The following is a 25,998-nucleotide window of genomic DNA, read 5'->3' as shown; positions in this document are numbered from 1 at the left end:
GAACACCAGCGCAGCTTATTAAGGCAAGGGACTAGACCATGCATTTCACCATTCAACGCGAAGCCCTGTTGAAACCCCTGCAACTGGTCGCAGGCGTCGTCGAGCGCCGCCAGACCTTGCCGGTGCTCTCCAATGTGCTGCTGGTTGTCGAAGGCCAGCAACTGTCGCTGACCGGTACCGACCTGGAAGTCGAACTGGTCGGTCGGGTTCAACTCGAAGAGCCGGCGGAATCCGGTTCCATCACCGTGCCTGCGCGCAAGCTGATGGACATCTGCAAAAGCTTGCCGAACGATGCGCTGATCGACATCAAGGTCGACGAGCAGAAGCTTGTCGTAAAAGCTGGCCGTAGCCGTTTCACCCTGTCGACCCTGCCTGCCGATGACTTCCCGACCGTAGAAGAAGGCCCGGGCTCGCTGACCTGCAGCCTCGAGCAAAGCAAGCTGCGCCGCTTGATCGAGCGCACCAGCTTCGCCATGGCCCAACAGGACGTGCGTTACTACCTCAATGGCATGCTGCTGGAAGTGTCCGCCGGCATTATTCGCGCCGTAGCCACCGACGGTCACCGCCTGGCCATGTGCTCCATGCAAGCGGACATCGGTCAGCAGGATCGCCACCAGGTCATCGTGCCACGCAAGGGTATTCTTGAATTGGCGCGTCTGCTGACGGAGCCTGAAGGCATCGTCAGTATCGTTCTGGGTCAGCATCACATTCGCGCCACCACCGGCGAGTTCACCTTCACCTCGAAGCTGGTCGACGGCAAGTTCCCGGATTACGAGCGTGTGCTGCCTAAAGGTGGTGACAAGCTGGTTCTCGGTGATCGCCAGGCACTGCGCGAAGCCTTCAGCCGTACCGCGATCCTGTCCAACGAGAAATATCGCGGCATTCGCCTGCAACTGGCCAATGGTCAACTGAAGATCCAGGCGAACAACCCGGAGCAGGAAGAAGCGGAAGAAGAAGTGGGCGTTGAGTACAACGGCGGCTCCCTGGAAATCGGCTTCAACGTCAGCTATCTGCTCGACGTGCTGGGCGTGATGACCACCGAGCAAGTTCGCCTGATCCTGTCCGACTCCAACAGCAGTGCACTGGTGCAAGAGTCCGACAACGACGATTCGGCTTACGTTGTCATGCCGATGCGTCTGTGATCATGCTCAGCAGAAGCTAGATGTCCTTAAGTCGCGTTTCGGTCACCGCGGTGCGCAATCTGCACCCGGTGACCTTCTCCCCCTCCCCCCGAATCAATATTCTTTACGGCGCCAACGGCAGCGGCAAAACCAGTGTTCTGGAAGCCATTCACCTGCTGGGGCTTGCCCGTTCGTTCCGTAGCACCCGCCTTTTACCGGTCATTCAGTACGAACAACTGGCCTGCACGGTATTCGGCCAAGTTGAATTGGCTGAGGGTGGGCACAGCGCGCTCGGCATTTCCCGAGATCGCCAGGGGGAGTTCCAGATTCGCATTGATGGGCAGAACGCTCGCAGTGCGGCACAACTGGCGGAAATGCTGCCGCTGCAGTTGATTAACCCGGATAGCTTTCGCTTGCTGGAAGGTGCGCCGAAGATTCGTCGCCAGTTTCTCGATTGGGGTGTGTTCCACGTGGAACCTCGCTTCATGTCAACCTGGCAGCGTTTGCAGAAGGCCCTGCGCCAGAGAAACTCTTGGCTGCGGCATGGTACACTTGACGCCGTTTCGCAAGCGGTTTGGGACAGGGAACTGTGCCAGGCCAGCGCTGAAATCGATGAATACCGCCGCGCCTACATCAAAGCGTTGAAACCAGTCTTTGAACAAACTTTGAGCGAATTGGTTGAGCTTGAGGGCTTAACGCTCAGCTATTACCGAGGCTGGGACAAAGACCGCGAATTGAGCGACGTGCTTGCCGGCTCCCTTCATCGGGACCAGCAAATGGGTCATACCCAGGCAGGACCACAACGCGCAGATTTGCGTCTCAGATTGGGCGCACACAATGCCGCGGACATCTTGTCCCGTGGACAGCAGAAGTTGGTGGTGTGTGCATTGCGGATTGCCCAAGGGCATCTGGTCAGCCAGGCTCGGCGCGGTCAGTGTATTTATCTGGTGGATGACTTGCCGTCCGAGCTGGACGAGCACCACCGTCGCGCGCTTTGCCGCTTGCTGGAAGACTTACGCTGCCAGGTCTTTATCACCTGTGTAGATGACGAATTATTGAGGGAGGGCTGGCAGACGGAAACGCCAGTCGCTCTGTTCCACGTGGAACAGGGCCGTATCACCCAGACCCACGACCATCGGGAGTGAAGGCATTGAGCGAAGAAAATACGTACGACTCAACGAGCATTAAAGTGCTGAAAGGCCTGGATGCCGTACGCAAACGTCCCGGTATGTACATTGGCGACACCGATGATGGTAGCGGCCTGCACCACATGGTGTTCGAGGTGGTCGACAACTCGATCGACGAAGCACTCGCCGGCTATTGCGACGACATCAGCATCATCATTCACCCGGATGAATCCATCACCGTTCGCGACAACGGCCGTGGCATCCCGGTAGACGTGCACAAAGAGGAAGGCGTTTCCGCTGCCGAGGTCATCATGACCGTCCTCCACGCTGGCGGTAAGTTCGACGACAACTCCTACAAGGTATCCGGCGGTCTGCACGGTGTAGGTGTTTCGGTAGTGAACGCCCTTTCCGAAGAGCTGGTCCTGACTGTTCGCCGCAGCGGCAAGATCTGGGAACAGACCTACGTCCACGGTGTTCCACAGGCGCCGATGGCCATCGTTGGTGACAGCGAGACCACTGGCACCCAGATCCACTTCAAGGCTTCCAGCGAAACCTTCAAGAACATTCACTTCAGCTGGGACATCCTGGCCAAGCGCATTCGTGAACTGTCCTTCCTCAACTCCGGCGTCGGCATCGTCCTCAAGGATGAGCGCAGCGGCAAGGAAGAGTTGTTCAAGTACGAAGGCGGCCTGCGTGCGTTCGTTGAATACCTGAACACCAACAAGACTGCGGTCAACCAGGTGTTCCACTTCAACATCCAGCGTGAAGACGGCATTGGCGTGGAAATCGCCCTGCAGTGGAACGACAGCTTCAACGAGAACCTGTTGTGCTTCACCAACAACATTCCACAGCGCGATGGCGGTACTCACCTGGTGGGCTTCCGTTCTGCACTGACGCGTAACCTGAACAACTACATCGAGCAGGAAGGCCTGGCCAAGAAGCACAAGGTCGCGACCACCGGTGACGACGCCCGTGAAGGCCTGACCGCGATCATCTCGGTGAAAGTGCCGGATCCGAAGTTCAGCTCCCAGACCAAGGACAAGCTGGTGTCTTCCGAAGTGAAGACGGCGGTTGAACAGGAAATGGGCAAGTACTTCTCCGACTTCCTGCTGGAGAACCCGAACGAAGCCAAGCTGGTTGTCGGCAAGATGATCGACGCCGCACGTGCCCGTGAAGCGGCGCGCAAGGCCCGTGAGATGACCCGCCGTAAGGGCGCCCTGGATATTGCCGGTCTGCCGGGCAAACTGGCCGACTGCCAGGAGAAGGACCCTGCCCTGTCCGAACTGTACCTCGTGGAAGGTGACTCTGCTGGCGGCTCCGCCAAGCAGGGACGTAACCGCAGGACCCAGGCCATTCTGCCGCTCAAGGGTAAAATCCTGAACGTCGAAAAGGCGCGCTTCGACAAGATGATCTCTTCCCAGGAAGTGGGCACCTTGATCACCGCGCTGGGCTGCGGTATCGGCCGCGAAGAGTACAACATCGACAAGCTGCGTTATCACAACATCATCATCATGACCGATGCTGACGTCGACGGTTCGCACATCCGTACCCTGCTGCTGACCTTCTTCTTCCGTCAGCTGCCGGAACTGATCGAGCGCGGCTACATCTACATCGCCCAGCCGCCGCTGTACAAGGTCAAGAAAGGCAAGCAAGAGCAATACATCAAAGACGACGAGGCCATGGAAGAGTACATGACCCAGTCGGCTCTGGAAGATGCGAGCCTGCACCTGAACGAAGACGCCCCGGGCATCTCTGGCGAAGCGCTGGAGCGTTTGGTGAACGACTTCCGCATGGTGATGAAGACCCTCAAGCGTCTGTCGCGCCTGTACCCGCAGGAACTGACCGAGCACTTCATCTACCTTCCGGCCGTGAGCCTGGAAATGCTCGGCGATCATGCCAAGATGCAAGACTGGCTGGCTCAGTACGAAGCGCGTCTGCGTACCGTCGAGAAGTCCGGCCTGGTCTACAAGGCCAGCTTGCGTGAAGACCGTGAACGCGGCGTATGGCTGCCAGAGGTCGAACTGATCTCCCATGGCCTGTCGAACTACGTCACCTTCAACCGTGACTTCTTCGGCAGTAACGACTACAAGACCGTCGTTTCGCTGGGCGCGCAGTTGAGCACGCTGCTGGATGATGGCGCGTACGTTCAGCGTGGCGAGCGCAAGAAAGCGGTCACCGAGTTCAAGGAAGCACTGGACTGGCTGATGGCTGAAAGCACCAAGCGTCACACCATTCAGCGATACAAAGGTCTGGGCGAAATGAACCCGGATCAGCTGTGGGAAACCACCATGGACCCAAGCGTACGCCGGATGCTCAAAGTGACCATCGAAGACGCCATCGGTGCAGACCAGATCTTCAACACCCTGATGGGTGATGCGGTCGAACCTCGCCGTGACTTCATCGAAAGCAACGCCCTGGCGGTTTCCAACCTGGACTTCTGATTCGGGGTCTGCCGCCAAAAAAAGGCCAACGCGCAAGCGTTGGCCTTTTTTATTGCCTTCAACATTCCGCCATTTACGAAGTCGCAGTCGTCACGCTCTCCAGGCGATACCCATACCCATAGATGGTCAGCAACTGCCAACCTCGGTCGGCGGTCAAACCGAGCTTGTTGCGCAGTCGATAGATGTGCGTGTCCAGCGGTCGGGAGGAGTCTATTTCCTCGTGCGTCCAGAACCGTTGGTACAGGTATTCCCGCGACAACGGCCGACCGAGATTGGTGAACAGGCAGCGGGCCAGGCGGTACTCCCGCTCGGTCAGGACAATGGGCTTGCCTGCGCGCTTGATGGTCAGGTCTGCATCATCGAACACCAGGTCATTAAAGCTCAGCACTTCGCTCGCCGCGGTACGCTGCTGGCTACGCCGACGCAGCACCGCCGTCACACGGGCTTTCAGCTCGTTGGGACGGAAGGGTTTGCTCACGTAATCATCGGCCCCGGCATTCAACGCCTGGACGATATCGCTTTCGGCATCGCGGCTGGTGAGCATGATGGCCGCGGGAGGGGCGTCCATGTGTTCGCGGGTCCATTGCAGAAGCGCTATACCGGTGAGATCCGGCAACTGCCAGTCAAGGATCAGCAGATCGTAGGTTTCCCTGCGCAGCTGGCGCAGCAGGTCCTCTCCCCTCTCAAAGCTGTGCAAGGCCCAGGCGTCCTCGCCAGGTTCGGCCATCTGATGGAGCGTCTGTTCCACCCGGCGCAACTCAGCCGGTTCGTCGTCGAGAACTGCAATTCGCATGGGCGGTGGTTCCTTGGCTCTGAAAGCTCTCCAGAATGAAAGGACGATAGCTTCTCGCTGGAAGGAGTGAAAGTAAGAAGCCCGCCGCTGGTCGACGTCCGCTATGATTTCAGTCACCCACCCAGACCTGTGCCCCATGAACGAATTCACTCGCGACAGGGTATCCAAGATAAAAGAGCGCCGCCGGGAAAGCCGGGAACCGACGCAAGTCCAGCGACTGTTCAGGAAAATGGTCCGCGAATGGTTGTGGATAAGCGTTGTGTTGTTGCCGCTGACCGCCCTGCTGTCTTATCGCACGCAAATGAACCTGCACGATGACACTCCAGCCCTCGGCGCGCTTCTATCTTTTTCGCTGCTGATCTCGGTGCTGGGACTGTTGCTGTGGCTTCCGCGCCTGGCGCTTTGGCTGACGCTGGCAGGCATGGGGATTGCCTTTCTGACCAGCGCTGGTCTGGCGGACCAACGATATTGGTGGTCCCCGACCCCGAGTATATTGGGCATTCTGTTCGGCTATCTGATCTGGAACTGGCGACGCCTGAGTGTGGTGTTGACCTATTTCGGTTGGGAGTTGGCGCGACTCGATAGCGAACCGAAAATCTTCCCCGAGCGCCGTCGCTCACATTTCCCTACAGGCGACCGTTTGCGCGGCCAGGTCATTGCGCTGGAGCAAGCCATCAGCCGTACTCGCGATGCGCGACGTTTCATCGCGGATGGGCTGGAGTATCTGCCCGTCGCAACGCTCATCAGCGACCCCAAGGGACGCATCCTGTTGGGTAACCGCAAGGCCCGTGAATTGTTCAGCGCTGACTTGGTGGGCGATGACGTTTTTGAACAATTGAAGCAATTGGGCTATCCGGCATTGGCGCACGGTGCGCCAACACTGTTATCGGAATTACCGTTGCTGGAGTTCCGCGATATCAAGGAGCGCAGCCTGCGTCTGGAAAGCGCGCCTTTGCTTCCAGTGGATGGTGATACGCCAGTCGGCTGGCTGCTGAGCCTGACGGACCTGAGCGTTGAGCGTGAAGCGGAGGAACAACGCAGCGTGATGCTGCGCTTTCTGTCACACGACCTGCGAGCGCCCCACTCGGCCATTCTTGCCCTGCTGGATGTGCATCGCCATCAGGTCGGTGGTGATGCGCAATTGTTCGATCAGATCGAGTTACAGGTGCGCCGAGCATTGAATTTGACTGACGGTTTCGTCCAGTTGGCCAAGGCCGAATCCGAAGCCTATGCGTTTCAGCCAAGTCTTTTTGCCATGGTCGTGCTGGATGTGTTCGACCAGGCCTTGCCCATTGCCCAGCAGAAACAGATCGAATTGTCCCAGCAGATCGACGAGCAGGCTCAGGAAAGCCTGATCATGGCGGATCAGGCCTTGCTGACCCGTGCGATGTTCAATTTGCTGGAGAACGCTATCAAGTACAGCGACAGTGGTACCTGTGTGAGTTTGCGGGTCAGTTGCAGTGACGGATGGCTCAACTGCGAACTTATCGATCAGGGCAAGGGGATCGCTACGCATGAGTTGCCGGATCTGTTCAGCCAATACCGACGGTTTTCCTCGGCTCAAGGAATTGATGGCGTGGGGCTTGGACTGTCGATGGTCAAGGCCGTGGTGGATCGTCATGGTGGGCGTATCGATTGCCGCAGCGTGGTTGGAGAAGGCACTTGTTTCAGTCTGCAGTTCCCGTTGTACGAAGAGTGAAACGGCCCAATTGCAGGCATAAAAAAACCGGCTATATCAGCCGGTTTTTTTGCGCCCGAAAAAAACTTATGCACGTTTTTCGGAATTTTAGAGCTTTAAAAAATAACTATATAAATCATGTGTTTAGTGAGGAAATTCGAAACCTGTCAATTAATTGGTACACAGGTTATCCACAGAATCTCAGACGGCCACCTGATCACTGGCAGCCGGGGCCTGCGGAGACGGTGGCAGCGAACCCATTTCACGCTGCGTTTGCTCGTTCCAGGCCTGCACCCGATCATTCAAATCGGCGATGGCGCGTGGCCCGCTTCCCTCGGCATGCATCGGTGCGCCGATGATCACGGTGATCACCCCCTGCTTCTTGCCCCAACCCAGCTTGGGCCAGAACTTGCCGGCGTTATGCGCAATCGGCAGTACCGGAAGGTCGGCATTGACCGCCAGGGCCGAGCCGCTGCGGGAGAATTTGCCAACAGTGCCGTACGGAACGCGGGTGCCTTCAGGGAAAATCAGCACCCAGACGTTGTCCTTGAGCAGCTCGTCGCCCTTCGACGCGACTTGCTTGAGTGCGGCTTTCGGATTGTCACGATCGATGGCAATCGGTCGCAGCATCGCCATGGCCCAGCCGAAGAATGGCACATACAGCAGTTCGCGCTTGAGCACCTGGCTCAGTGGCGAGAAGTAGGCCGACAGGAAGAACGTCTCCCAGGTGCTCTGGTGATTCGACACGATCACGCACGGGCGGTCAGGTACGTTCTCTGCGCCCTTTACTTCGTAGCGGATACCGAGGAACACCTTGCTCAACCACAAGGCGCAGCGGCACCAGTAAACGTTGATGAAGCGATAGCGCGCCTTGAATGGCAGAAAGGGCGCAATAAAAAAGCTGAGGCTGCACCACAGCAGGGAAGTGGTACCCAGCAGCAGGTAAAAGAGGAAGATTCTGATGGCCTGCAGTATCGACATGGCGACGTTTACCGTTACGGGCATTGCCCGACTATTCAAGCGCACTCCCGATCTGTCGAAAGCGCTCTATTTGTGGATAAGTTCTGCGGCAATCGCCGCCAGATCGTCGTAAATCAAGGTGCCTGCCGGTAGGGTCTTGCCCAAAGTCTTTTCGCCTTTCCCGGTCTTTACCAAAACTGGCTGAGAATCGACGGCTTTGGCGGCTTCCAGGTCACCGATACTATCGCCGACGAACCATAGGTCAGTCAGCGATACGTTGTAATGCGCGGCGATGTTTTTCAACATCCCGGGTTTGGGCTTGCGGCAATCGCAGCCGTCGTCCGGCCCGTGCGGGCAATAGACGATCAGCCCGACTTCACCACCCTGCTCGGCCACCAGCGAGCGCAAGCGCTCGTGCATGGCATCGAGGGTGGCGATGTCGTAGTAGCCGCGAGCGATGCCCGACTGGTTGGTAGCGACCGCTACCGTCCAGCCGGCCTTGCTCAACTGCGCGATGGCTTCGATCGAACCGGGAAGTGGAATCCACTCCTCCACCGATTTGATGTAAGCGTCGGAGTCGTAATTGATCACTCCGTCCCGATCGAGAATCAGCAGTTTCAAACAGTCTTACCCCAGCAACGAAATATCGGCGACGCCGAGGAACAGCCCACGCAGACGCGCCAGCAAGGCATAACGGTTGGCGCGGACTTTGGCGTCTTCCGCGTTGACCATTACGGCTTCGAAGAACGCATCCACTGGCTCGCGCAAGGCAGCCAGGCGAGCCAGGGACTCGCTGTACTGACGCGAGGCGGCCATCGGCTGTACAGCCTGGTCCGCTTGCTGGATCGCCGAGTACAGGGAGAACTCGTTGGCGTTGTCGAAGTACTTGGCTTCAACGACGGTCGGCACGGAACCTTCGACCTTGCTCAGCAAGTTCGACACACGCTTGTTCACTGCCGCCAGCGCAGCCGCTTCCGGCAACTTGCGGAACGCTTGCACCGCTTGCACGCGCTGGTCGAAGTCCAAGGCAGAACCCGGCTTCAGGGCACGGACCGACAGGTAAGTCGCAACATCGACGCCTTCGTCTTCGTAACGCGCACGCAGGCGGTCGAAGATGAATTCCAGCACCGCGTCGTTCAGACCGGCCGCCTTGACCTTGGCGCCGAACGCGTTCACGGCGAAGGCCACGGCGTCGTTCAGGTCCAGATCCAGTTGTTTCTCGATCAGGATACGCAGCACGCCCAGTGCAGCACGGCGCAGGGCATACGGGTCTTTGCTGCCGGTCGGCAGCATGCCGATACCGAAAATGCCGACCAGGGTGTCGAGCTTGTCGGCGATGGCCACCGCAGCACCGGTCAGGGTGGACGGCAGTTCAGCGCCAGCACCGCGCGGCATGTACTGCTCGTTCAGCGCCAGGGCCACATCTTCCGGCTCGCCATCGTTGAGGGCGTAGTAGTAACCGGCGACGCCTTGCATTTCCGGGAATTCGCCGACCATTTCGGTCGCCAGGTCGCACTTGGAGAGCAAGCCAGCACGGGCGGCCCAGGAAGCGTTGCCGCCAATGCGCGCGGCAATGTAGGCCGCGAGCTTGGAAACGCGCTCGGCCTTGTCATAGACGCTGCCGAGTTTTTCCTGGAACACCACGTTTTGCAGGCGCTGGTTGAAGTCTTCCAGCTTCTGCTTCTTGTCTTGCTTGAAGAAGAACTCGGCGTCGGTCAGGCGCGGGCGAACCACTTTCTCGTTACCGGCGATGATCTGCTGCGGGTCCTTGCTCTCGATGTTGGCCACGGTGATGAAACGTGGCAGCAACTTGCCGTCGACATCCAGCAGGCAGAAGTACTTCTGGTTGTCCTGCATGGTGGTGATCAGGGCTTCTTGCGGCACATCGAGGAAGCGTTCTTCGAACGAGCACACCAGCGGTACTGGCCACTCGACCAGCGCGGTCACTTCGTCGAGCAGGTCCGGCGGCACGATGGCGGTGCCTTCCTGGCGGGTGGCCAGTTCTTCGGTGCGCTTGCTGATGATCTCGCGACGCTCGTTGGCATCGGCCAATACATAGGCGGCACGCAGGTCGGCCAGGTAGCTGGACGGCGAACCGATGCGCACGCTTTCCGGGTGGTGGAAACGGTGACCACGGGAGTCACGACCGGCCTTCTGGGCGAGGATGGTGCAGTCGATGACCTGGTCACCGAGCAGCATCACCAGCCACTGGGTCGGACGCACGAACTCTTCCTTGCGCGCGCCCCAGCGCATGCGCTTGGGAATCGGCAGGTCGTTCAGGGAGTCTTCGACGATGGTCGGCAGCAGGCTCGCGGTCGGCTTGCCGGCGATGCTCTGGCTGTAGCGCAGTTTCGGGCCGCTCTGATCGATTTCGCTCAGGTCGACGCCGCACTTCTTGGCAAAGCCCAGTGCCGCTTGCGTCGGATTGCCTTCGGCATCGAAAGCGGCCTGACGTGGCGGGCCGTCCAGGTTGATGCTGCGATCCGGTTGCTGGGTGGCCAGCGCGGTGATCAGCACGGCCAGGCGACGCGGCGCCGCATAAACAGTTTTGGTCTCGTAGTTCAGGCCGGCGGCTTGCAGGCCCTTGTCGATACCCGCAAGGAACGCCTCGGCCAGGGTGTTCAGGGCTTTGGGTGGCAGTTCTTCAGTGCCCAGTTCAACCAGAAAATCCAGAGCACTCATTGTGCAGCCTCCAGCTTGGCCAGTACTTCGTCACGCAGGTCCGGGGTCGCCATCGGGAAGCCCAGCTTGGCGCGAGCCAGCAGGTAGGCTTGCGCAACGGAACGCGCCAGGGTGCGAACACGCAGGATGTATTGCTGACGCGCGGTCACGGAAATCGCCCGGCGCGCATCCAGCAGGTTGAAGGTATGGGAGGCCTTCAACACCATTTCGTAGCTCGGCAACGGCAGCGGCTCATCGAGTTCGATCAGGCGCTTGGCTTCGCTTTCATAGAAATCGAACAGTTCGAACAGCTTCTCGACGTTGGCGTGCTCGAAGTTGTAGGTCGACTGCTCCACTTCGTTCTGGTGGAACACGTCGCCGTAAGTCACTTTGCCGAATGGACCGTCGGCCCAGACCAGGTCGTAGACCGAGTCCACGCCCTGCAGGTACATGGCCAGGCGTTCCAGGCCGTAAGTGATCTCGCCGGTCACCGGGTAGCACTCGATACCGCCCGCTTGCTGGAAGTAAGTGAACTGCGTCACTTCCATGCCGTTGAGCCAGACTTCCCAGCCCAGGCCCCAGGCGCCGAGGGTCGGCGATTCCCAGTTGTCTTCGACGAAACGGATGTCATGCACCAGTGGGTCCAGGCCCACGTGCTTGAGGGAGCCCAGGTACAGCTCCTGGAAGTTGTCCGGGTTCGGCTTGAGCACGACCTGGAACTGATAGTAATGCTGCAGGCGGTTCGGGTTTTCCCCGTAGCGGCCGTCAGTCGGACGGCGGCTTGGCTGCACGTAGGCGGCGTTCCAGGTTTCCGGGCCAATGGCGCGCAGGAATGTAGCGGTGTGGAAAGTGCCGGCGCCTACTTCCATATCGTAGGGCTGAAGTACCACACAACCTTGCTCGGCCCAGTATTGCTGGAGGGCGAGGATCAAGTCTTGGAAGGTACGCACGGCTGGCGTAGGCTGGCTCACGAAATTCACCTGTTTCTTGGGCTGCGATTTAAAGAGCGGGAGTATACCCGATTCATTGCTGCGCACGCCCCCTGGAGCCTTATGCCACGCTGCTTTTGGTGTTCCGAAGATCCGCTGTACATGGCTTATCACGATCAGGAGTGGGGCACGCCGCTACGCGATGCGCAGGGTTTGTTCGAGTTGCTTTTGCTCGAAGGGTTCCAGGCCGGGCTTTCCTGGATCACCGTGCTGCGCAAACGCGAGCATTATCGCCAGGTGATGTTCGGCTTCGACGTGCAGCGCGTGGCGCAGATGAGCGACGCGGAAATCGATGAATTGATGCTCGACCCCGGCATCATCCGCAATCGCTTGAAGCTCAATGCCGCCCGGCGCAACGCCCGGGCCTGGCTGGAGCTGCATGACCCGGTGGCGTTTCTCTGGTCCTTCGTCGGCGATGTGCCGAAGATCAACCATTTCAAGGATCGCAGCGAAGTACCGGCTATCACGCCCGAGGCGGTGGAGATGAGCAAGGGCCTTAAGAAGGCAGGCTTCACCTTCGTCGGGCCGACCATTTGCTACGCCTTCATGCAGGCCTCGGGCATGGTCATGGACCACACGCGCGATTGCGACCGCTACGCGATGCTGGCGAACGGCGGTTAGAATAGCCGCCTCGCGCACAGCACAAGATCAGGAGTGACCTGTGGATAAGTTTAAAGGCGCCTTGCTGGTAGGCGCTCTGCGGCTGTTTGCCCTGCTCCCGTGGCGGGCAGTGCAGGCCGTTGGCTCAGCCATCGGCTGGGTGATGTGGAAAACCCCCAACCGTTCCCGCGATGTGGTGCGGATCAACCTCGCCAAATGCTTTCCCGAGATGGACCCCGCCGAGCGCGAGCGTCTGGTCGGGCAGAGCCTGAAAGACATCGGCAAGTCCCTGACCGAGAGCGCCTGCGCCTGGATCTGGCCGGCTCAACGATCCATCGACCTGGTGCGCGAAGTCGAAGGCCTCGAGGTGTTGAAGGATGCTCTGGCCTCCGGCAAAGGCGTCGTGGGCATCACCAGTCACCTGGGTAACTGGGAAGTGCTCAACCACTTTTATTGCAGCCAGTGCAAACCGATCATCTTTTATCGTCCGCCAAAGTTGAAGGCTGTGGATGAGTTGCTGCAAAAGCAGCGGGTGCAACTGGGCAACAAAGTTGCCGCGTCGACCAAGGAAGGCATCCTCAGTGTCATCAAGGAAGTGCGCAAAGGTGGTGCAGTGGGCATTCCCGCTGACCCGGAACCGGCCGAGTCCGCCGGTATATTTGTGCCGTTCTTCGCAACTCAGGCGCTGACCAGCAAATTCGTACCGAACATGCTCGCAGGCCACAAGGCGGTGGGTGTGTTCCTGCATGCGCTGCGGCTGCCGGACGGTTCAGGCTACAAAGTGATCCTGGAAGCCGCGCCCGAAGCCATGTACAGCACCGATACCGCTACGTCGTGCGCGGCGATGAGCCAGGTGGTCGAGCGCTACGTGGCGGCGTATCCGAGCCAATACATGTGGAGCATGAAGCGCTTCAAGAAGCGTCCTCCGGGAGAAGAACGCTGGTACTGAGTCGATTGGCATGATCTGTGGATAACCTTGGGTTCGGGTTTATCCACAACCGTTCATTAAAGGGCGCAATAGATGTCCGAACACCGCAAATCCTTTCGCATAAAGATCAGTCACGAAAGCTTCGGCGAATGTCTGGGCCAGACGCGAAACCTGTCGACCACAGGTGTTTACGTCAAGCATCCGGCGTTGTCGGCATTACCCCGAGGCGCCGTGGTTTATGGGCAAGTCCAGGACTTACCCACAGGCGCGCCGAAGGTGAAGATGGAAGTGGTGCAGGTGGACGCCGAAGGGATCGGCCTGCGTTATCTCTGATCAGTGGGCCTGGCGGTCGAGTTTCTTCAGGAACACCGTCATTTCTTTCTCGGCCTGTTTATCGCCGTGGTTTTGCGCCGCTTCGATGCCTTTCTCCCACACCTGGCGCGCAGCCGCGTAATCCGCCAGCGCCAGATGGGCCTTGCCCAGCAGTTTCCAGGCCGCCGAATACTTCGGATCGAGCTCGACGCAGCGCTGGAAGTGTTCCACAGCCTTGGCGCTCTCCCCCAGATCCAGATAGCCCTTGCCCAGGCCGAAGCGCAGCAGCGGGTTATCCACACCCTTGGCGAGCATTTTTTCCAGGGATTCGATCATGGGTATTTCCTTTGAGTGATCTGCGATTTTGAGATTGCTTTCGCGGGCAAGCCTTGCTCCTACAGGTTCGAGCCGTTCACCGGTTATGTGTGCGCCCCAAACCTGTAGGAGCAAGGCTTGCCCGCGATGAGGTCCGTTCAGACACAGCAATTACCGGATCAGAAGAAGCTCAATCCCACATGGAACAGCTTTTCCACATCGCGAATATGCTTTTTATCCACAAGGAACAGAATCACGTGGTCCCCGGTCTGGATCACCGTGTCATCGTGGGCAATGATCACTTCTTCATCGCGGATGATCGCGCCGATGGTGGCTCCTGGCGGCAGGCCGATGTTCTCGATGGCCTTGCCGATGACCTTGCTCGATTTCGCATCACCATGGGCAATGGCCTCGATGGCTTCCGCCGCGCCCCGACGCAGTGAGTGTACGCTGACGATGTCGCCGCGCCGCACGTGGGCCAGCAAGGTGCCGATGGTTGCCAGTTGCGGGCTGATGGCGATGTCGATGTCGCCGCCCTGGATCAGATCCACGTAGGCCGGGTTGTTGATGATGGTCATCACCTTCTTCGCACCCAGGCGCTTGGCCAGCAGCGACGACATGATGTTGGCTTCGTCATCGTTGGTCAGGGCCAGGAAGATGTCTGCGTCGGCGATGTTCTCTTCCAACAGCAGGTCGCGGTCCGAAGCGCTGCCCTGCAGCACCACGGTGCTGTCGAGGTGGTCGGAGAGATGGCGGCAGCGGGCCGGGTTCATCTCGATGATCTTCACCTGATAACGGCTTTCGATGGCTTCGGCCAAACGCTCGCCGATCTGCCCGCCACCGGCAATGACGATGCGTTTGTAGGTCTCATCGAGACGGCGCATTTCACTCATGACTGCGCGAATGTTTGCTCGGGCCGCGATGAAAAACACTTCGTCGTCCGCTTCGATCACCGTATCGCCCTGGGGCAGGATTGGCCGGTCCCTACGGAAAATCGCCGCCACGCGGGTTTCGACGTTGGGCATGTGTTCGCGCAACTGCCGCAGTTGCTGACCCACCAGCGGCCCGCCGTAATAGGCCCGCACCGCCACCAGTTGTGCCTTGCCTTCGGCGAAGTCGATCACCTGCAAGGCGCCGGGGTGCTGGATCAGGCGCTTGATGTAGTTGGTGACCACTTGCTCCGGGCTGATCAGCACGTCCACCGGAATCGCTTCGTTATCGAACAACTCATCGGCGCGGGTCAGGTACGCGGCTTCGCGCACACGAGCGATCTTTGTCGGGGTGTGGAACAGGGTGTGGGCGACCTGACAGGCGACCATGTTGGTTTCGTCGCTGTTGGTCACGGCGACCAGCATGTCAGCATCATCGGCACCCGCTTGGCGCAGCACGCTCGGTATCGAGCCGCGGCCCTGTATCGTGCGGATGTCCAGGCGATCACCGAGGTCGCGCAGGCGTTCGCCGTCGGTGTCGACCACCGTGATGTCGTTCGCCTCGCTGGCCAGATGTTCCGCCAGCGACCCGCCCACCTGCCCTGCACCAAGGATGATGATTTTCATCCAGTCACTCCATTGAATCCGTTTAACCGCGCGCGGCGGCGATCTTGATCAGCTTGGCGTAATAGAACCCGTCGTGCCCGCCTTCCTGGGCCAGCAATTGACGGCCATGGGGCTGCTTGATGCCCGCTGCGGTGGCGAGGTCCAGCTCACGGGCCCCGGGTGTGCGGGCGAGGAACGCTTCGATGACTTCAGTGTTCTCGGTCGGCAAGGTGGAGCACGTGGCGTAGAGCAGGATGCCGCCGACTTCCAGGGTTTTCCACATGGCGTCGAGCAACTCGCCTTGCAGCAGCGCCAGCGCGGCAATGTCGTCCGGTTGGCGGGTGAGCTTGATGTCGGGGTGCCGACGAATCACGCCGGTGGCCGAACACGGCGCGTCCAGCAGGATGCGCTGGAACGGTTTGCCGTCCCACCAGGCCTGAGTGTCACGGCCGTCGGCGGCGATCAGTTCGGCGTTCAGGCCAAGGCGATCGAGGTTTTCCTGCACCCGCACCAGGCGTTTGGCCTCCAGATCCACCGCCACTACGCCGGCCAGTGCCGGTTCGGCTTCGAGGATGTGGCAAGTCTTGCCACCCGGCGCACAGCAAGCGTCCAGCACCCGCTGGCCAGGCGCGAGATCGAGCAGGTCGGCGGCCAGTTGCGCCGCTTCGTCCTGCACGCTGATCCAGCCTTCGGCGAACCCTGGCAGGCTGCGAACGTCGGCGGCCGCGTCGAGGATGATGCCATCGCGGCTGTAAACGCATGGGCTGGCGGTGATGCCGGCCTCAACGAGCAACTGCAGATACGCGTCACGAGAATGATGGCGACGATTGACCCGCAGAATCATCGGTGGGTGCGCATTGTTGGCCGCGCAAATCGCCTCCCACTGCTCCGGCCAGAACGCCTTCAGGGATTTTTGCAGCCAGCGCGGGTGAGCGGTGCGCACCACCGGATCGCGCTCAAGCTCCGCCAGCAGCGCTTCGCTTTCCCGTTGGGCGCGGCGCAGTACGGCGTTGAGCAGGGCTTTGGCCCAGGGCTTTTTCAGCTTGTCTGCGCAACCGACCGTTTCGCCGATGGCGGCATGGGCCGGCACGCGGGTGTAGAGCAACTGGTAGAGACCGACCAGCATCAGCGCCTCGACATCGGCATCGGCGGCCTTGAACGGCTTTTGCAGCAGCTTGGCCGCCAGCTCCGACAAGCGCGGTTGCCAGCGGGCGGTGCCGAACGCCAAGTCCTGGGTGAAGCCGCGATCGCGGTCTTCGACCTTGTCCAGTTGAGTCGGCAATGAGCTGTTGAGCGAGGCTTTTCCGCTGAGTACAGCGGCCAGTGCCTTGGCGGCGGCCAGACGCGGATTCATTGAGCGTCCGCCGCTTGGCCGAGCACCGTACCGATGGCGAATTTCTCGCGACGGCTGTTGAACAGATCGCTGAAGTTCAGCGCCTTGCCGCCGGGCAATTGCAGGCGGGTCAGGCACAGGGCCTGTTCACCGCAGGCGACGATCAGGCCGTCCTTGCTGGCGCCGATGATTTCCCCGGGTGCGCCCTTGCCTTGCGAGAGGCTGGCGGCCAGTACTTTCAGGGCTTCGCCGTTGAGCGTGCTGTGGGTGATCGGCCAAGGGTTGAAGGCGCGCACCAGGCGCTCCAGTTCAACTGCAGGGCGAGTCCAGTCAATGCGGGCTTCGTCTTTATTCAACTTGTGTGCGTAAGTGGCCAGGCTGTCGTCTTGCACCTCGCCTTCCAGCGTCCCGGCGGCGAGTCCGGCAATCGCTTGAATCACGGCGGGCGGCCCCATTTCAGCCAGACGGTCGTGCAGGCTGCCGCCGGTGTCTTCGGCGCTGATCGGCGTGGTGACTTTCAGCAGCATCGGGCCGGTGTCCAGACCCGCCTCCATACGCATCACGGTCACGCCACTTTCGTCGTCACCGGCTTCGACGGCCCGCTGGATCGGCGCCGCCCCGCGCCAGCGCGGCAGCAGGGACGCGTGGCTGTTGATGCAACCCAGGCGCGGAATATCCAGCACCACCTGCGGCAGGATCAGGCCGTAGGCGACCACCACCATCAAGTCCGGTTTCAGTGCGGCCAGTTCGGCCTGAGCGTCGGCGTTGCGCAAGGTGGGCGGTTGCAGCACCGGGATGTTGTTCTCCAGAGCAAGCTGCTTGACCGGGCTCGGCATCAGCTTCTGCCCACGACCTGCCGGGCGATCCGGTTGGGTGTAGACCGCGACGATCTCATACGGGCTGCTCAGCAGGGCCTTGAGGTGTTCGGCGGCGAATTCCGGGGTGCCGGCAAAGACAATGCGCAGTGGCTCGGTCATGGGTGGCTCTCTATTGCAAAGCTTCTTGAAAAGAAAAAGGCTTGCCGCGGCAAGCCTTTGAAGAGGGGCATCAGGCGTTCTGGCGATGAAGCTTTTCCAGTTTCTTCTTGATGCGGTCGCGTTTGAGCGTGGACAGGTAATCGACGAACAATTTGCCGTTGAGGTGGTCGAATTCATGCTGGATGCACACGGCGAGCAGATCTTCGGCGATCAGTTCGTAAGGCTTGCCGTCGCGGTCCAGCGCCTTGACCTTGACCCGTTGCGGGCGATCGACGTTTTCGTAGAAGCCCGGTACCGAAAGGCAGCCTTCCTGATACTGGCCCATGTCTTCGGTCAGGGGCTCGAGTTCGGGATTGATGAACACTCGCGGCTCGGTGCGGTCTTCGGAAAGGTCCATGACAACGATGCGCTTGTGGACGTTGACCTGGGTCGCGGCGAGGCCGATGCCTGGAGCCTCATACATTGTTTCAAACATGTCATCGACCAACTGACGCACTTCGTCGTCCACTTCGGCCACCGGTTTGGCGATGGTACGCAGGCGCGAGTCAGGGAATTCGAGGATGTTCAAAATGGCCATAAGCTTGATGAATGCACGTGTGAGGTATGGTCGGGTCGGTGCCTGGCGAGTCCGAAGATGCAGGCTACCGTTGTAAAACGTAGCTCCCTTCCATGCATAAGCAAGTGGGGAGCGAGCCACTGACGGCTCTGGCGTTTCACGCGAACGGACATAATAAAGGGATTCACCGCATGAGGAAATCACTACTCGCCCTGCTCCTTCTGGTCTCTGCCGGTTGGGCCCACGGGCAAGTGCAACTCAAGGAAGGTTTTCCACAGCAATACACAGTGGTCTCGGGGGACACACTCTGGGGGATCTCGGGCAAATTCCTTCGTGAACCGTGGCAATGGCCGCAGCTGTGGCAAGCCAATCCACACATCGAAAACCCCAATCTCATCTACCCCGGCGACACGCTTTCGCTGGTCTACGTCAACGGTCAGCCTCGCCTGACACTCAATCGTGGCGCTTCTCGCGGCACCATCAAGCTTTCGCCGAAAGTACGCAGCAGCCCGGTGGCCGATGCCATTCCGAGCATCCCGCTGAAATCTATCAACAGCTTTCTGCTGAGCAACCGCATCGTCGACAAGGCCGAAGATTTCGACAAGGCGCCGTACATCGTGGCCGGTGATGCCGAACGCGTACTCAGCGGCATGGGCGATCGCATCTTCGCTCGTGGCCACTTCGACATGGCGCAACCTGTCTACGGCATCTTCCGCCAGGGCAAGGTCTACACCGACCCGCAAACCCAGGAATTTCTGGGGATCAATGCCGATGACATCGGTGGCGGCGAGATTGTCGCCACCGAAGGTGACGTCGCCACCCTGGCCTTGCAGCGCACCACCCAGGAAGTGCGCCTGGGCGATCGTTTGTTCAGCAGTGAAGAGCGCGCGATCAACTCGACGTTCATGCCCAGCGCACCGAAAGATCAGGTCGACGGCCTGATCATCGACGTACCCCGTGGCGTTACCCAGATCGGAGCGCTGGATGTGGTCACGCTGAACAAGGGCCAGCGTGATGGTCTGGTCGAAGGCAACGTGCTGGCCGTGATGAAAACCGGTGAAACCGTGCGCGACCGGATCACCGGTCAGCCGCTGAAGATTCCCGATGAGCGCGCCGGTCTGCTGATGGTGTTCCGTACCTACGACAAGCTCAGCTACGGGCTGGTGCTCAACGCCTCGCGCTCGCTGGCGGTGATGGATAAAGTACGAAATCCGTAAGCAGGCTTCACAAGTTACCAACAGAGTTATCCACAGCTTATTCCCGTCTGGATACGGGCTTATAACGATCAAGGATGATCCATGTCGCTACCTACTGCTGCACCGGTTTCCCCTGCGGAACTGGAAGCTCGTCTACGTCTGCACCGCTTGCCGGAACTCGGCCCGGCGCGGTTCAGGAAATTGCTGGAAGCCTTCGGTTCAGCGTCCAAAGCCATCAGCGCACCGGCCAGCGCCTGGCGTGCATTGGGCTTGCCGCTGAGCTGTGCGGAGGCCCGGCGTTGCCCTGAAATTCGCGATGGAGCCAGCCATGCACTGGCCTGGCTAGAGCGTCCTGCCCAGCATTTATTGATGTGGGACCAGCCTGACTACCCTGCACTGCTGGCGCAAATCAGCGACGCGCCGCCGCTGCTGTTCGTGGCGGGCGATCCCGGCATTCTGGAAAAACCGCAGCTGGCGATGGTCGGCAGTCGTCGCGCTTCAAGGCCGGGCATGGACACGGCTGCCGCGTTTTCCCGCAGCCTGGCCAGTGCCGGTTTCGTGATCACCAGCGGTCTCGCGCTGGGTATCGATGCTGCCGCTCATCAGGCCGCATTGGATGTCGGTGGTCAGACAATCGGAGTTCTGGGTACGGGTCTGGAAAATTTTTATCCACAGCGCAATCGACGGCTGGCCGACGCGATGATCGCCTCGGGCAGTGCGGTACTGTCCGAGTTCCCCCTGGACGCCGGCCCCAGCGCCAGCAACTTTCCCCGACGCAATCGCATCATCAGTGGCCTGTCCCTCGGTGTACTGGTGGTGGAGGCCAGTGTGGCCAGTGGCTCGCTGATCACCGCCAGGCTGGCGGCGGAGCAGGGGCGCGAGGTGTACGCGATTCCGGGCTCGATCCATCATCCGGGCGCCAAGGGTTGTCACCAGTTGATCCGCGATGGTGCGGCGCTGGTGGAAACCGTCGAGCATATCTTCGAAGCCCTGCGCGGCTGGCAGCAGCCGTCCTTCTCCCCCGCCCCCGCCATGGCGGCAAGTCATCCACTATTGGCCTTGCTGCACGCCGCGCCCCACACCAGCGAGGCATTGGCCGATGCCAGTGGCTGGGCCTTGCCCAAAGTACTGATCGCGCTGACTGAACTGGAGATGGAGGGCAGCGCCGTCTGCGAAAACGGCCGATGGATTGCGCGCGTGAGCTAGGTTTTATAAACAAGATCGGTAAACTGCGCAGAGCCTTATTCTGGAGAGTTTATTCATGGTCAACAGTTGGCGTGTGCAACAAGCCGCACGAGCTATTCGCGCCGGGGCGGTGCTTGCCTACCCAACCGAAGCTGTCTGGGGTCTGGGTTGCGACCCATGGGACGAAGAGGCAGTGGAGCGTTTGTTGCTGATCAAGGGCCGGTCTGTGGATAAGGGGCTGATTCTGGTCGCCGATAACATTCGCCAGTTCGACTTCCTGTTCGAGGATTTCCCTGAACTGTGGATGGACCGCATGTCCAGCACCTGGCCGGGGCCAAACACGTGGCTGGTGCCGCATCAGAACCTGCTGCCGCAGTGGATTACCGGCGTTCATGACACGGTGGCGCTGCGGGTCAGCGATCATCCTCAGGTGCGCGAGCTGTGTGCACTGGTCGGGCCGCTGGTGTCGACCTCTGCCAACCCACAGGGTCGCCCGGCGGCGCGCACGCGTCTTCGCGTCGAGCAGTATTTCCGGGGAGAGGTGGATATGGTGCTGGGCGGGTTGCTGGGCGGGCGCAAGAACCCGAGCGTGATTCGCGATCTGGCCACCGGCAGAGTTGTGCGCCCGGATTAAGACCGCGTTGCTGCCATTCGCGAGCAGGCTCGCTCCTACAGGTTATTTGTGATCGACACATAACCCATGTGGGAGCGAGCCTGCTCGCGATGGCGTCCTTAAGGCAACAACACAACCGATCCAGTCGTTCTCCGCGCCGACAACTCAGTCTGCGCCTTCGCCGCATCAGCCAGCGCAAACCGCTGACTGACATCCACCTTCAGCTTGCCGCTGATGATCATCTCGAACAGCTCATCCGCCATGCGCTGCAGATTCTGTGCATTGTTGGCGTAAGTCCCCAGAGTCGGCCGGGTGACATACAGCGAACCCTTCGCCGCGAGAATCCCCAGATTCACCCCGTCCACCGCACCGGATGCATTGCCGAAACTCACCACCAACCCTCGCGCTGCAACGCTGTCGAGGGACGTCAGCCAGGTGTCCTTGCCCACGCCGTCATACACCACTTGGACTTTCTTGCCGTCAGTCAATTCCAGCACCCGTTGCGCGACGTTCTCATGGCTGTAGTCGATGGTGGCCCAGGCACCGTTGGCCTTGGCCAGGGCGGCTTTCTCAGGTGAACTCACGGTGCCGATCAACTTCACGCCCAGCGCCTTGGCCCACTGACAGGCCAGGGAACCGACACCGCCGGCAGCGGCGTGGAACAGAATGGTCTCGCCACCCTTGAGTTCGTAGGTCTGACGCAACAGATACTGGACCGTCAGGCCCTTGAGCATGACGCCGGCAGCCTGTTCGAAACTGATGGCGTCTGGCAGGTGCACCAGATTGGCCTCGGGCAAGACATGCAACTCGCTGTACGCACCCAGCGGGCCGCTGCCGTAGGCGACGCGATCACCGACCTTGAATCGGCTGACTTCGCTGCCGATGGCCTCGACCACGCCCGCGCCTTCCGACCCTACGCCCGATGGCAGCGAGGGCGGCGGATAGAGGCCGCTGCGGTAATAGGTATCGATGAAGTTCAGGCCGATGGCCTTGTTGCTCACGCGGACTTCCTTCGGACCCGGTGCGGCGGGTTGGTAATCCACATACTCGAGCACTTCGGGGCCGCCATGGGCACGGAACTGGATACGCTTTGCCATCTGTTCTCTCCTGAGATCGATGCTGATTGTGGAAATGCGAAGCGCCCTATCGAACTCCTAAGGTTGATCTTCGTCAACTGCGACGCAGTGATGTGCGGTGTTATCCTGTGCAGCAATTTGCCGCCGGCCTTTAGAACGCCGTGTAGCTTTGCCCGATCCAAGGTGATGCCATGACTACCCGCACCGAGGCCGTAAAAGCCTATCTGCTCGACCTGCAAGACCGTATCTGCGCCGCGCTGGAAGCCGAAGACGGCGGCACCCGCTTCGTCGAAGACGCCTGGACCCGGCCTGCCGGCGGTGGCGGACGCACGCGGGTGATCGCAGACGGTACGGTCATCGAAAAGGGCGGCGTCAACTTTTCCCATGTGTACGGCAGCGGCCTGCCACCGTCCGCCAGCGCCCATCGTCCGGAGCTGGCCGGGCGTGGCTTCGAAGCCCTGGGCGTGTCGCTGGTGATTCACCCGCACAACCCGCACGTCCCGACCTCCCACGCCAACGTGCGTTTCTTCATTGCCGAAAAAGAAGGCGAAGAGCCGGTCTGGTGGTTCGGCGGCGGCTTCGACCTGACCCCCTACTACGGCAACATCGAAGACTGCGTGCACTGGCACCGCGTCGCCGAACAGGCCTGCGCGCCGTTCGGCCCGGATGTCTATCCGCGATACAAGGCCTGGTGCGACAGCTATTTCCACATCAAGCATCGCCACGAACCTCGTGGCATCGGCGGCCTGTTTTTCGATGACCTGAACGAGTGGGACTTCGACACCAGTTTCGCCTTCATGCGCGCCATTGGTGATGCCTACATCGATGCTTATTTGCCGATCGTGCAGCGCCGCAAGCACGATGCCTTCACGGCGCAGCAGCGCGAGTTCCAGGAATTTCGCCGCGGCCGCTATGTCGAGTTCAACCTGGTGTACGACCGTGGCACGCTGTTCGGCCTGCAATCGGGCGGTCGTACCGAGTCGATCCTCATGTCCCTGCCGCCGCAAGTGCGCTGGGGCTATGACTGGAAAGCCGAACCCGGCAGCGAAGAAGCACGCCTGACCGAGTACTTCCTGCAAGACCGCGACTGGTTGGCCGAAGCCTGAACGAGGATTGTTGATGGACCGCTATGTTGTTTTTGGTAATCCGATTGGCCACAGCAAGTCGCCACTGATTCATCGCCTGTTCGCCGAGCAGACCGCCCAGCAACTGGACTACAGCGCTTCGCTGGCGCCGCTCGATGACTTTTCCGACTTTGCGCGGGCGTTTTTCCTCGAGGGATGCGGCGCGAATGTGACGGTGCCGTTCAAGGAAGAAGCGTTCCGCCTGGCCAACAGCCTGACCGCGCGGGCGCAGCGGGCTGGCGCGGTGAACACTTTGAGCAAGCTCGACGATGGCACCTTGCTGGGCGATAACACCGACGGCGCCGGCCTGGTGCGGGACCTGACGGTCAACACCGGGTTCAGCCTCAAGGGCAAACGCATTCTGCTGCTCGGTGCCGGCGGCGCGGTGCGCGGTGCGCTGGAGCCATTACTGGCCGAACAGCCGGCATCGGTGATCATCGCCAACCGCACCGTGGACAAGGCCGAGTTGCTGGCAGAACTGTTCTGTGACCTGGGGCCGGTATCGGCCAGTGGCTACGACTGGCTGGAGGAATCGGTCGACCTGATCATCAATGCCACGTCCGCCAGCCTGTCAGGGGATGTGCCGCCGATTGCCGCCAGCCTGATCGAACCGGGCAAAACGGTGTGCTACGACATGATGTACGGCAAGGAGCCAACCTCGTTCTGTCGTTGGGCCAGCGAGCATGGCGCGGCGGTGTCGATGGATGGCTTGGGGATGCTGGCTGAACAGGCGGCTGAAGCCTTCTTCCTGTGGCGCGGCGTGCGCCCGGACACGGCGCCGGTGCTGGCCGAATTGCGTCGACAACTGGCCGCGTAACGCCCCCTGTAGGAGCAAGGCTTGCCCGCGATGGCGCCCTTGAGACCGCTATCGCGGGCAAGCCTTGCTCCTACAGTAAATGGTATTCAGTCTTCAAACCGGATCGGGCACTTCTCCGCCCCTTCAAGCTTCCTCAACTCTTCCACCACCTGCGGCCGCGCCCTGCGCAACGTCAGGCTGCGGTCCTGGCGCAACAGCCGTCGCGCCTCCTGATGCAGCATTTCCACGCCGGAATAGTCGATGAAGTTGATCTGTTGCGCTTCGATCACCACCCGCGCGCCGTGCATCCGCTGCAGGCGCACTTGCAGGTAGTGGCTGGCGCCGAAAAAGATCGAACCGCCCACCCGCAAAATGTCCTCATCACCGTCGCGCACATGCTGCACCCGCGGTTGCGAGGTGCGCTTGAGGTAAAAGAATAGCGACGCCAGCACCCCGGCATAGATTGCCGTCTGCAGTTCCAGCAACAGCGTGGCGACACAGGTCAGGGCCATGACCACGAACTCGGCGCGGCTGACCCGTAGCAACGCGCGAATGCCACGATGGTCCACCAGGCCCCAGGCGATCAGCAAAATGCTGCCGGCCATGGCCGGGATCGGAATGTGTTCGATCAGTTGCGCGCCGAAGACCGCGAACAACGCTACCCACATCGCCGAAAAGATCCCCGCCAGGGGTGAGCAGGCCCCCGCTTCGTAGCTCAGGCCCGAGCGGGTGAAAGATCCGGCTGACAAGGAACCTGAGAAAAACGCACCGACGATATTGGATAAACCCTGGGCGCGGACTTCTTGATTGGCGTCGAGCAATTGCTGCGAGCGCGCCGACAGCGAGCGGGCAATCGACAGGCTGGTGACCAGGCCAAGCATGCCCACGGCCACCGCGCTGGGCAGCAGGCGCAGGATCAGGTCGAGGTCCAGTGGTAGCGGGCTGAAGGGCGGCAGTTTGCCGGTGAAAGCGCTGACCAGCGCCACATGCCCGAACATCGACGGCCAGAGCCAGACCAGCAGTGAACCCAGTACGAGGGTGATCAACAGCGTCGGCCAGCGCGGCAGTAGCCATTTGAGAACCACACCGGTCACCACCGTCGCCAATCCCAGCGCCAGCGAGGGTTTGTCGATTTGTGAGAGGTGCCTGAACAGCGTGATGAAGCTGTCCAGCGCGGTGGCCTGGCTGGGCAAGTCCAGCCCCAGCAGGTTGGGTAACTGGCCGATGGCAATGACCACCGCCGCGCCGAGGGTGAAGCCAAGCACCACCGAGTGAGAAACGAAGTTCACCAGTGCGCCAAAGCGCAACAAGCCCAGCAACCACTGGAAAATCCCGGCCAGGAACGTCAGTAACAGGATCAGGGTGACGTAGTCCTGTGACGCCGGCACGGCCAGAGGACTGACGCTGGCGTAGAGGACAATGGAAATGGCCGCCGTAGGACCGCAAATCAAATGCCAGGACGAGCCCCACAGACACGCAATCAACACCGGGATGATCGCCGCGTACAAGCCGTATTCCGGTGGGAGACCGGCAATCAGCGCGTAGGCAATGGATTGCGGCAACGCGAGAATCGCGCCGCTTAGGCCAACGATCAGGTCGCGGCCGACACTGCTGCGGGTTTGGCGGGGCAACCAGCTGAGAAAGGGGAAGAGTGAATGGCGGCTGGGAAGGGCCATGAAGCC

At 60.4% G+C, this 25,998-nt stretch carries 24 protein-coding genes; 12 read left to right on the top strand and 12 right to left on the bottom strand.

Annotation, left to right across the window (positions count from 1 at the left end; all coding sequences use genetic code 11):
* Nucleotides 1–38 precede the first annotated feature (38 nt).
* The 3 genes from dnaN to gyrB are packed head-to-tail and all read left to right on the top strand — an operon-like array spanning nt 39 to nt 4,689.
* Entirely contained in the window at nt 39–1,142 is a 1,104-nt protein-coding gene (dnaN, locus tag DKY63_RS19835; RefSeq protein WP_110965640.1) for a DNA polymerase III subunit beta, read from the top strand.
* Nucleotides 1,143–1,162: 20 nt separating this feature from the next.
* Nucleotides 1,163–2,266 (top strand): DNA replication/repair protein RecF, encoded by a 1,104-nt coding sequence (gene recF, locus DKY63_RS19830; RefSeq protein ID WP_110965639.1) that lies wholly within the window; start codon nt 1,163–1,165, stop codon nt 2,264–2,266.
* Nucleotides 2,267–2,271: 5 nt separating this feature from the next.
* Nucleotides 2,272–4,689: a DNA topoisomerase (ATP-hydrolyzing) subunit B gene (gyrB, locus tag DKY63_RS19825; protein ID WP_110965638.1), complete on the top strand. Its 2,418-nt coding sequence runs from the start codon at nt 2,272–2,274 to the stop codon at nt 4,687–4,689.
* A gap of 73 nt (nt 4,690–4,762) precedes the next feature.
* Here the strand turns inward: gyrB and DKY63_RS19820 are convergent, their stop codons facing one another.
* The gene (locus DKY63_RS19820; protein WP_110965637.1) at nt 4,763–5,482 is read right to left on the bottom strand and encodes a response regulator transcription factor; all 720 of its coding nucleotides are present in this window, start codon (nt 5,480–5,482) and stop codon (nt 4,763–4,765) included.
* A 136-nt stretch (nt 5,483–5,618) separates the two neighbouring features.
* Here DKY63_RS19820 and DKY63_RS19815 point away from each other — a divergent pair, with 136 nt between their 5' ends.
* Nucleotides 5,619–7,181 carry a sensor histidine kinase gene (locus tag DKY63_RS19815; protein WP_110965636.1) on the top strand — a complete coding sequence of 521 codons (1,563 nt, stop codon included), beginning with the start codon at nt 5,619–5,621 and terminating at the stop codon, nt 7,179–7,181.
* A gap of 180 nt (nt 7,182–7,361) precedes the next feature.
* On the opposite strand, the gene DKY63_RS19810 is transcribed toward DKY63_RS19815, so the two are convergent.
* From DKY63_RS19810 to glyQ, 4 genes are all read right to left on the bottom strand, one after another.
* Nucleotides 7,362–8,141, bottom strand: a complete 780-nt coding sequence (locus DKY63_RS19810; protein ID WP_110965635.1) for a lysophospholipid acyltransferase family protein — start codon at nt 8,139–8,141, stop codon at nt 7,362–7,364.
* A 66-nt stretch (nt 8,142–8,207) separates the two neighbouring features.
* Complete coding sequence (gmhB, locus tag DKY63_RS19805) at nt 8,208–8,741, bottom strand: D-glycero-beta-D-manno-heptose 1,7-bisphosphate 7-phosphatase (RefSeq protein WP_110965634.1); 534 nt, start codon at nt 8,739–8,741, stop codon at nt 8,208–8,210.
* A 6-nt stretch (nt 8,742–8,747) separates the two neighbouring features.
* Entirely contained in the window at nt 8,748–10,802 is a 2,055-nt protein-coding gene (gene glyS / locus DKY63_RS19800) for a glycine--tRNA ligase subunit beta (protein ID WP_110965633.1), read from the bottom strand.
* Nucleotides 10,799–11,752 (bottom strand): glycine--tRNA ligase subunit alpha, encoded by a 954-nt coding sequence (gene glyQ / locus DKY63_RS19795; RefSeq protein ID WP_110967948.1) that lies wholly within the window; start codon nt 11,750–11,752, stop codon nt 10,799–10,801. The genes glyS and glyQ overlap by 4 nt, the downstream gene beginning before the upstream one ends.
* Before the next feature lie 81 nt (nt 11,753–11,833).
* Here glyQ and tag point away from each other — a divergent pair, with 81 nt between their 5' ends.
* The 3 genes from tag (at nt 11,834) to DKY63_RS19780 (ending at nt 13,631) form a co-directional block, all read left to right on the top strand.
* The gene (gene tag / locus DKY63_RS19790) at nt 11,834–12,391 is read left to right on the top strand and encodes a DNA-3-methyladenine glycosylase I (protein WP_110965632.1); all 558 of its coding nucleotides are present in this window, start codon (nt 11,834–11,836) and stop codon (nt 12,389–12,391) included.
* Nucleotides 12,392–12,431: 40 nt separating this feature from the next.
* Complete coding sequence (locus DKY63_RS19785; RefSeq protein WP_110965631.1) at nt 12,432–13,319, top strand: lysophospholipid acyltransferase; 888 nt, start codon at nt 12,432–12,434, stop codon at nt 13,317–13,319.
* A 72-nt stretch (nt 13,320–13,391) separates the two neighbouring features.
* Entirely contained in the window at nt 13,392–13,631 is a 240-nt protein-coding gene (locus DKY63_RS19780) for a PilZ domain-containing protein (RefSeq protein ID WP_110965630.1), read from the top strand.
* Here the strand turns inward: DKY63_RS19780 and DKY63_RS19775 are convergent, their stop codons facing one another.
* The 5 genes from DKY63_RS19775 to def form a co-directional block, all read right to left on the bottom strand.
* A complete protein-coding gene (locus DKY63_RS19775; protein ID WP_110965629.1) occupies nt 13,632–13,946 on the bottom strand; it encodes a tetratricopeptide repeat protein in 315 nt (104 codons plus the stop codon).
* Between the two features lie 158 nt (nt 13,947–14,104).
* Nucleotides 14,105–15,481 (bottom strand): Trk system potassium transporter TrkA, encoded by a 1,377-nt coding sequence (gene trkA, locus DKY63_RS19770; RefSeq protein WP_110965628.1) that lies wholly within the window; start codon nt 15,479–15,481, stop codon nt 14,105–14,107.
* 22 nt (nt 15,482–15,503) lie between these two features.
* Nucleotides 15,504–16,814, bottom strand: coding sequence for a 16S rRNA (cytosine(967)-C(5))-methyltransferase RsmB (rsmB, locus tag DKY63_RS19765; RefSeq protein WP_110965627.1), 1,311 nt, complete (start codon nt 16,812–16,814; stop codon nt 15,504–15,506).
* Nucleotides 16,811–17,770, bottom strand: coding sequence for a methionyl-tRNA formyltransferase (gene fmt, locus DKY63_RS19760; protein WP_110965626.1), 960 nt, complete (start codon nt 17,768–17,770; stop codon nt 16,811–16,813). Before fmt ends, rsmB begins: the two co-directional genes overlap by 4 nt.
* 70 nt (nt 17,771–17,840) lie before the next feature.
* Nucleotides 17,841–18,347, bottom strand: coding sequence for a peptide deformylase (gene def / locus DKY63_RS19755; RefSeq protein ID WP_110965625.1), 507 nt, complete (start codon nt 18,345–18,347; stop codon nt 17,841–17,843).
* Nucleotides 18,348–18,517: 170 nt separating this feature from the next.
* Between def and DKY63_RS19750 the strand changes: the two genes are divergently transcribed.
* The 3 genes from DKY63_RS19750 to DKY63_RS19740 all read left to right on the top strand — a co-directional run bounded on the left by DKY63_RS19750 (nt 18,518) and on the right by DKY63_RS19740 (nt 21,341).
* Complete coding sequence (locus DKY63_RS19750) at nt 18,518–19,543, top strand: LysM peptidoglycan-binding domain-containing protein (RefSeq protein WP_110965624.1); 1,026 nt, start codon at nt 18,518–18,520, stop codon at nt 19,541–19,543.
* Nucleotides 19,544–19,624: 81 nt separating this feature from the next.
* Nucleotides 19,625–20,728, top strand: a complete 1,104-nt coding sequence (dprA, locus tag DKY63_RS19745; RefSeq protein WP_110965623.1) for a DNA-processing protein DprA — start codon at nt 19,625–19,627, stop codon at nt 20,726–20,728.
* 55 nt (nt 20,729–20,783) lie between these two features.
* Nucleotides 20,784–21,341, top strand: coding sequence for an L-threonylcarbamoyladenylate synthase (locus tag DKY63_RS19740; RefSeq protein WP_110965622.1), 558 nt, complete (start codon nt 20,784–20,786; stop codon nt 21,339–21,341).
* 98 nt (nt 21,342–21,439) lie between these two features.
* On the opposite strand, the gene DKY63_RS19735 is transcribed toward DKY63_RS19740, so the two are convergent.
* Complete coding sequence (locus tag DKY63_RS19735) at nt 21,440–22,417, bottom strand: NADPH:quinone reductase (RefSeq protein ID WP_110965621.1); 978 nt, start codon at nt 22,415–22,417, stop codon at nt 21,440–21,442.
* A 170-nt stretch (nt 22,418–22,587) separates the two neighbouring features.
* Between DKY63_RS19735 and hemF the strand changes: the two genes are divergently transcribed.
* Nucleotides 22,588–23,502, top strand: a complete 915-nt coding sequence (hemF, locus tag DKY63_RS19730) for an oxygen-dependent coproporphyrinogen oxidase (RefSeq protein ID WP_110965620.1) — start codon at nt 22,588–22,590, stop codon at nt 23,500–23,502.
* 13 nt (nt 23,503–23,515) lie between these two features.
* Complete coding sequence (gene aroE / locus DKY63_RS19725) at nt 23,516–24,337, top strand: shikimate dehydrogenase (protein ID WP_110965619.1); 822 nt, start codon at nt 23,516–23,518, stop codon at nt 24,335–24,337.
* Nucleotides 24,338–24,423: 86 nt separating this feature from the next.
* Here the strand turns inward: aroE and DKY63_RS19720 are convergent, their stop codons facing one another.
* Nucleotides 24,424–25,992 (bottom strand): SulP family inorganic anion transporter, encoded by a 1,569-nt coding sequence (locus tag DKY63_RS19720; protein WP_110965618.1) that lies wholly within the window; start codon nt 25,990–25,992, stop codon nt 24,424–24,426.
* Nucleotides 25,993–25,998 lie beyond the last annotated feature (6 nt).

Origin of the sequence: Pseudomonas putida (genome assembly GCF_003228315.1) — a bacterium.
Taxonomy (GTDB): domain Bacteria; phylum Pseudomonadota; class Gammaproteobacteria; order Pseudomonadales; family Pseudomonadaceae; genus Aquipseudomonas; species Aquipseudomonas putida_S.
This window is presented reverse-complemented; position numbering and strand designations above follow the sequence as displayed.

Excerpts from the sequence above, each read along its gene's own strand:
- dprA (WP_110965623.1), top strand. The coding sequence starts at position 19,625 with ATGTCGCTACCTACTGCTGCACCGGTTTCCCCTGCGGAACTGGAAGCT.
- DKY63_RS19720 (WP_110965618.1), bottom strand. The coding sequence starts at position 25,992 with ATGGCCCTTCCCAGCCGCCATTCACTCTTCCCCTTTCTCAGCTGGTTG.
- trkA (WP_110965628.1), bottom strand. The coding sequence starts at position 15,481 with ATGAAAATCATCATCCTTGGTGCAGGGCAGGTGGGCGGGTCGCTGGCG.
- glyS (WP_110965633.1), bottom strand. The coding sequence starts at position 10,802 with ATGAGTGCTCTGGATTTTCTGGTTGAACTGGGCACTGAAGAACTGCCA.
- rsmB (WP_110965627.1), bottom strand. The coding sequence starts at position 16,814 with ATGAATCCGCGTCTGGCCGCCGCCAAGGCACTGGCCGCTGTACTCAGC.
- dnaN (WP_110965640.1), top strand. The coding sequence starts at position 39 with ATGCATTTCACCATTCAACGCGAAGCCCTGTTGAAACCCCTGCAACTG.
- DKY63_RS19775 (WP_110965629.1), bottom strand. The coding sequence starts at position 13,946 with ATGATCGAATCCCTGGAAAAAATGCTCGCCAAGGGTGTGGATAACCCG.
- tag (WP_110965632.1), top strand. The coding sequence starts at position 11,834 with ATGCCACGCTGCTTTTGGTGTTCCGAAGATCCGCTGTACATGGCTTAT.
- DKY63_RS19735 (WP_110965621.1), bottom strand. The coding sequence starts at position 22,417 with ATGGCAAAGCGTATCCAGTTCCGTGCCCATGGCGGCCCCGAAGTGCTC.
- fmt (WP_110965626.1), bottom strand. The coding sequence starts at position 17,770 with ATGACCGAGCCACTGCGCATTGTCTTTGCCGGCACCCCGGAATTCGCC.
- DKY63_RS19750 (WP_110965624.1), top strand. The coding sequence starts at position 18,518 with ATGAGGAAATCACTACTCGCCCTGCTCCTTCTGGTCTCTGCCGGTTGG.
- DKY63_RS19820 (WP_110965637.1), bottom strand. The coding sequence starts at position 5,482 with ATGCGAATTGCAGTTCTCGACGACGAACCGGCTGAGTTGCGCCGGGTG.
- recF (WP_110965639.1), top strand. The coding sequence starts at position 1,163 with ATGTCCTTAAGTCGCGTTTCGGTCACCGCGGTGCGCAATCTGCACCCG.
- hemF (WP_110965620.1), top strand. The coding sequence starts at position 22,588 with ATGACTACCCGCACCGAGGCCGTAAAAGCCTATCTGCTCGACCTGCAA.
- def (WP_110965625.1), bottom strand. The coding sequence starts at position 18,347 with ATGGCCATTTTGAACATCCTCGAATTCCCTGACTCGCGCCTGCGTACC.
- aroE (WP_110965619.1), top strand. The coding sequence starts at position 23,516 with ATGGACCGCTATGTTGTTTTTGGTAATCCGATTGGCCACAGCAAGTCG.
- DKY63_RS19815 (WP_110965636.1), top strand. The coding sequence starts at position 5,619 with ATGAACGAATTCACTCGCGACAGGGTATCCAAGATAAAAGAGCGCCGC.
- DKY63_RS19810 (WP_110965635.1), bottom strand. The coding sequence starts at position 8,141 with ATGTCGATACTGCAGGCCATCAGAATCTTCCTCTTTTACCTGCTGCTG.
- DKY63_RS19780 (WP_110965630.1), top strand. The coding sequence starts at position 13,392 with ATGTCCGAACACCGCAAATCCTTTCGCATAAAGATCAGTCACGAAAGC.
- DKY63_RS19740 (WP_110965622.1), top strand. The coding sequence starts at position 20,784 with ATGGTCAACAGTTGGCGTGTGCAACAAGCCGCACGAGCTATTCGCGCC.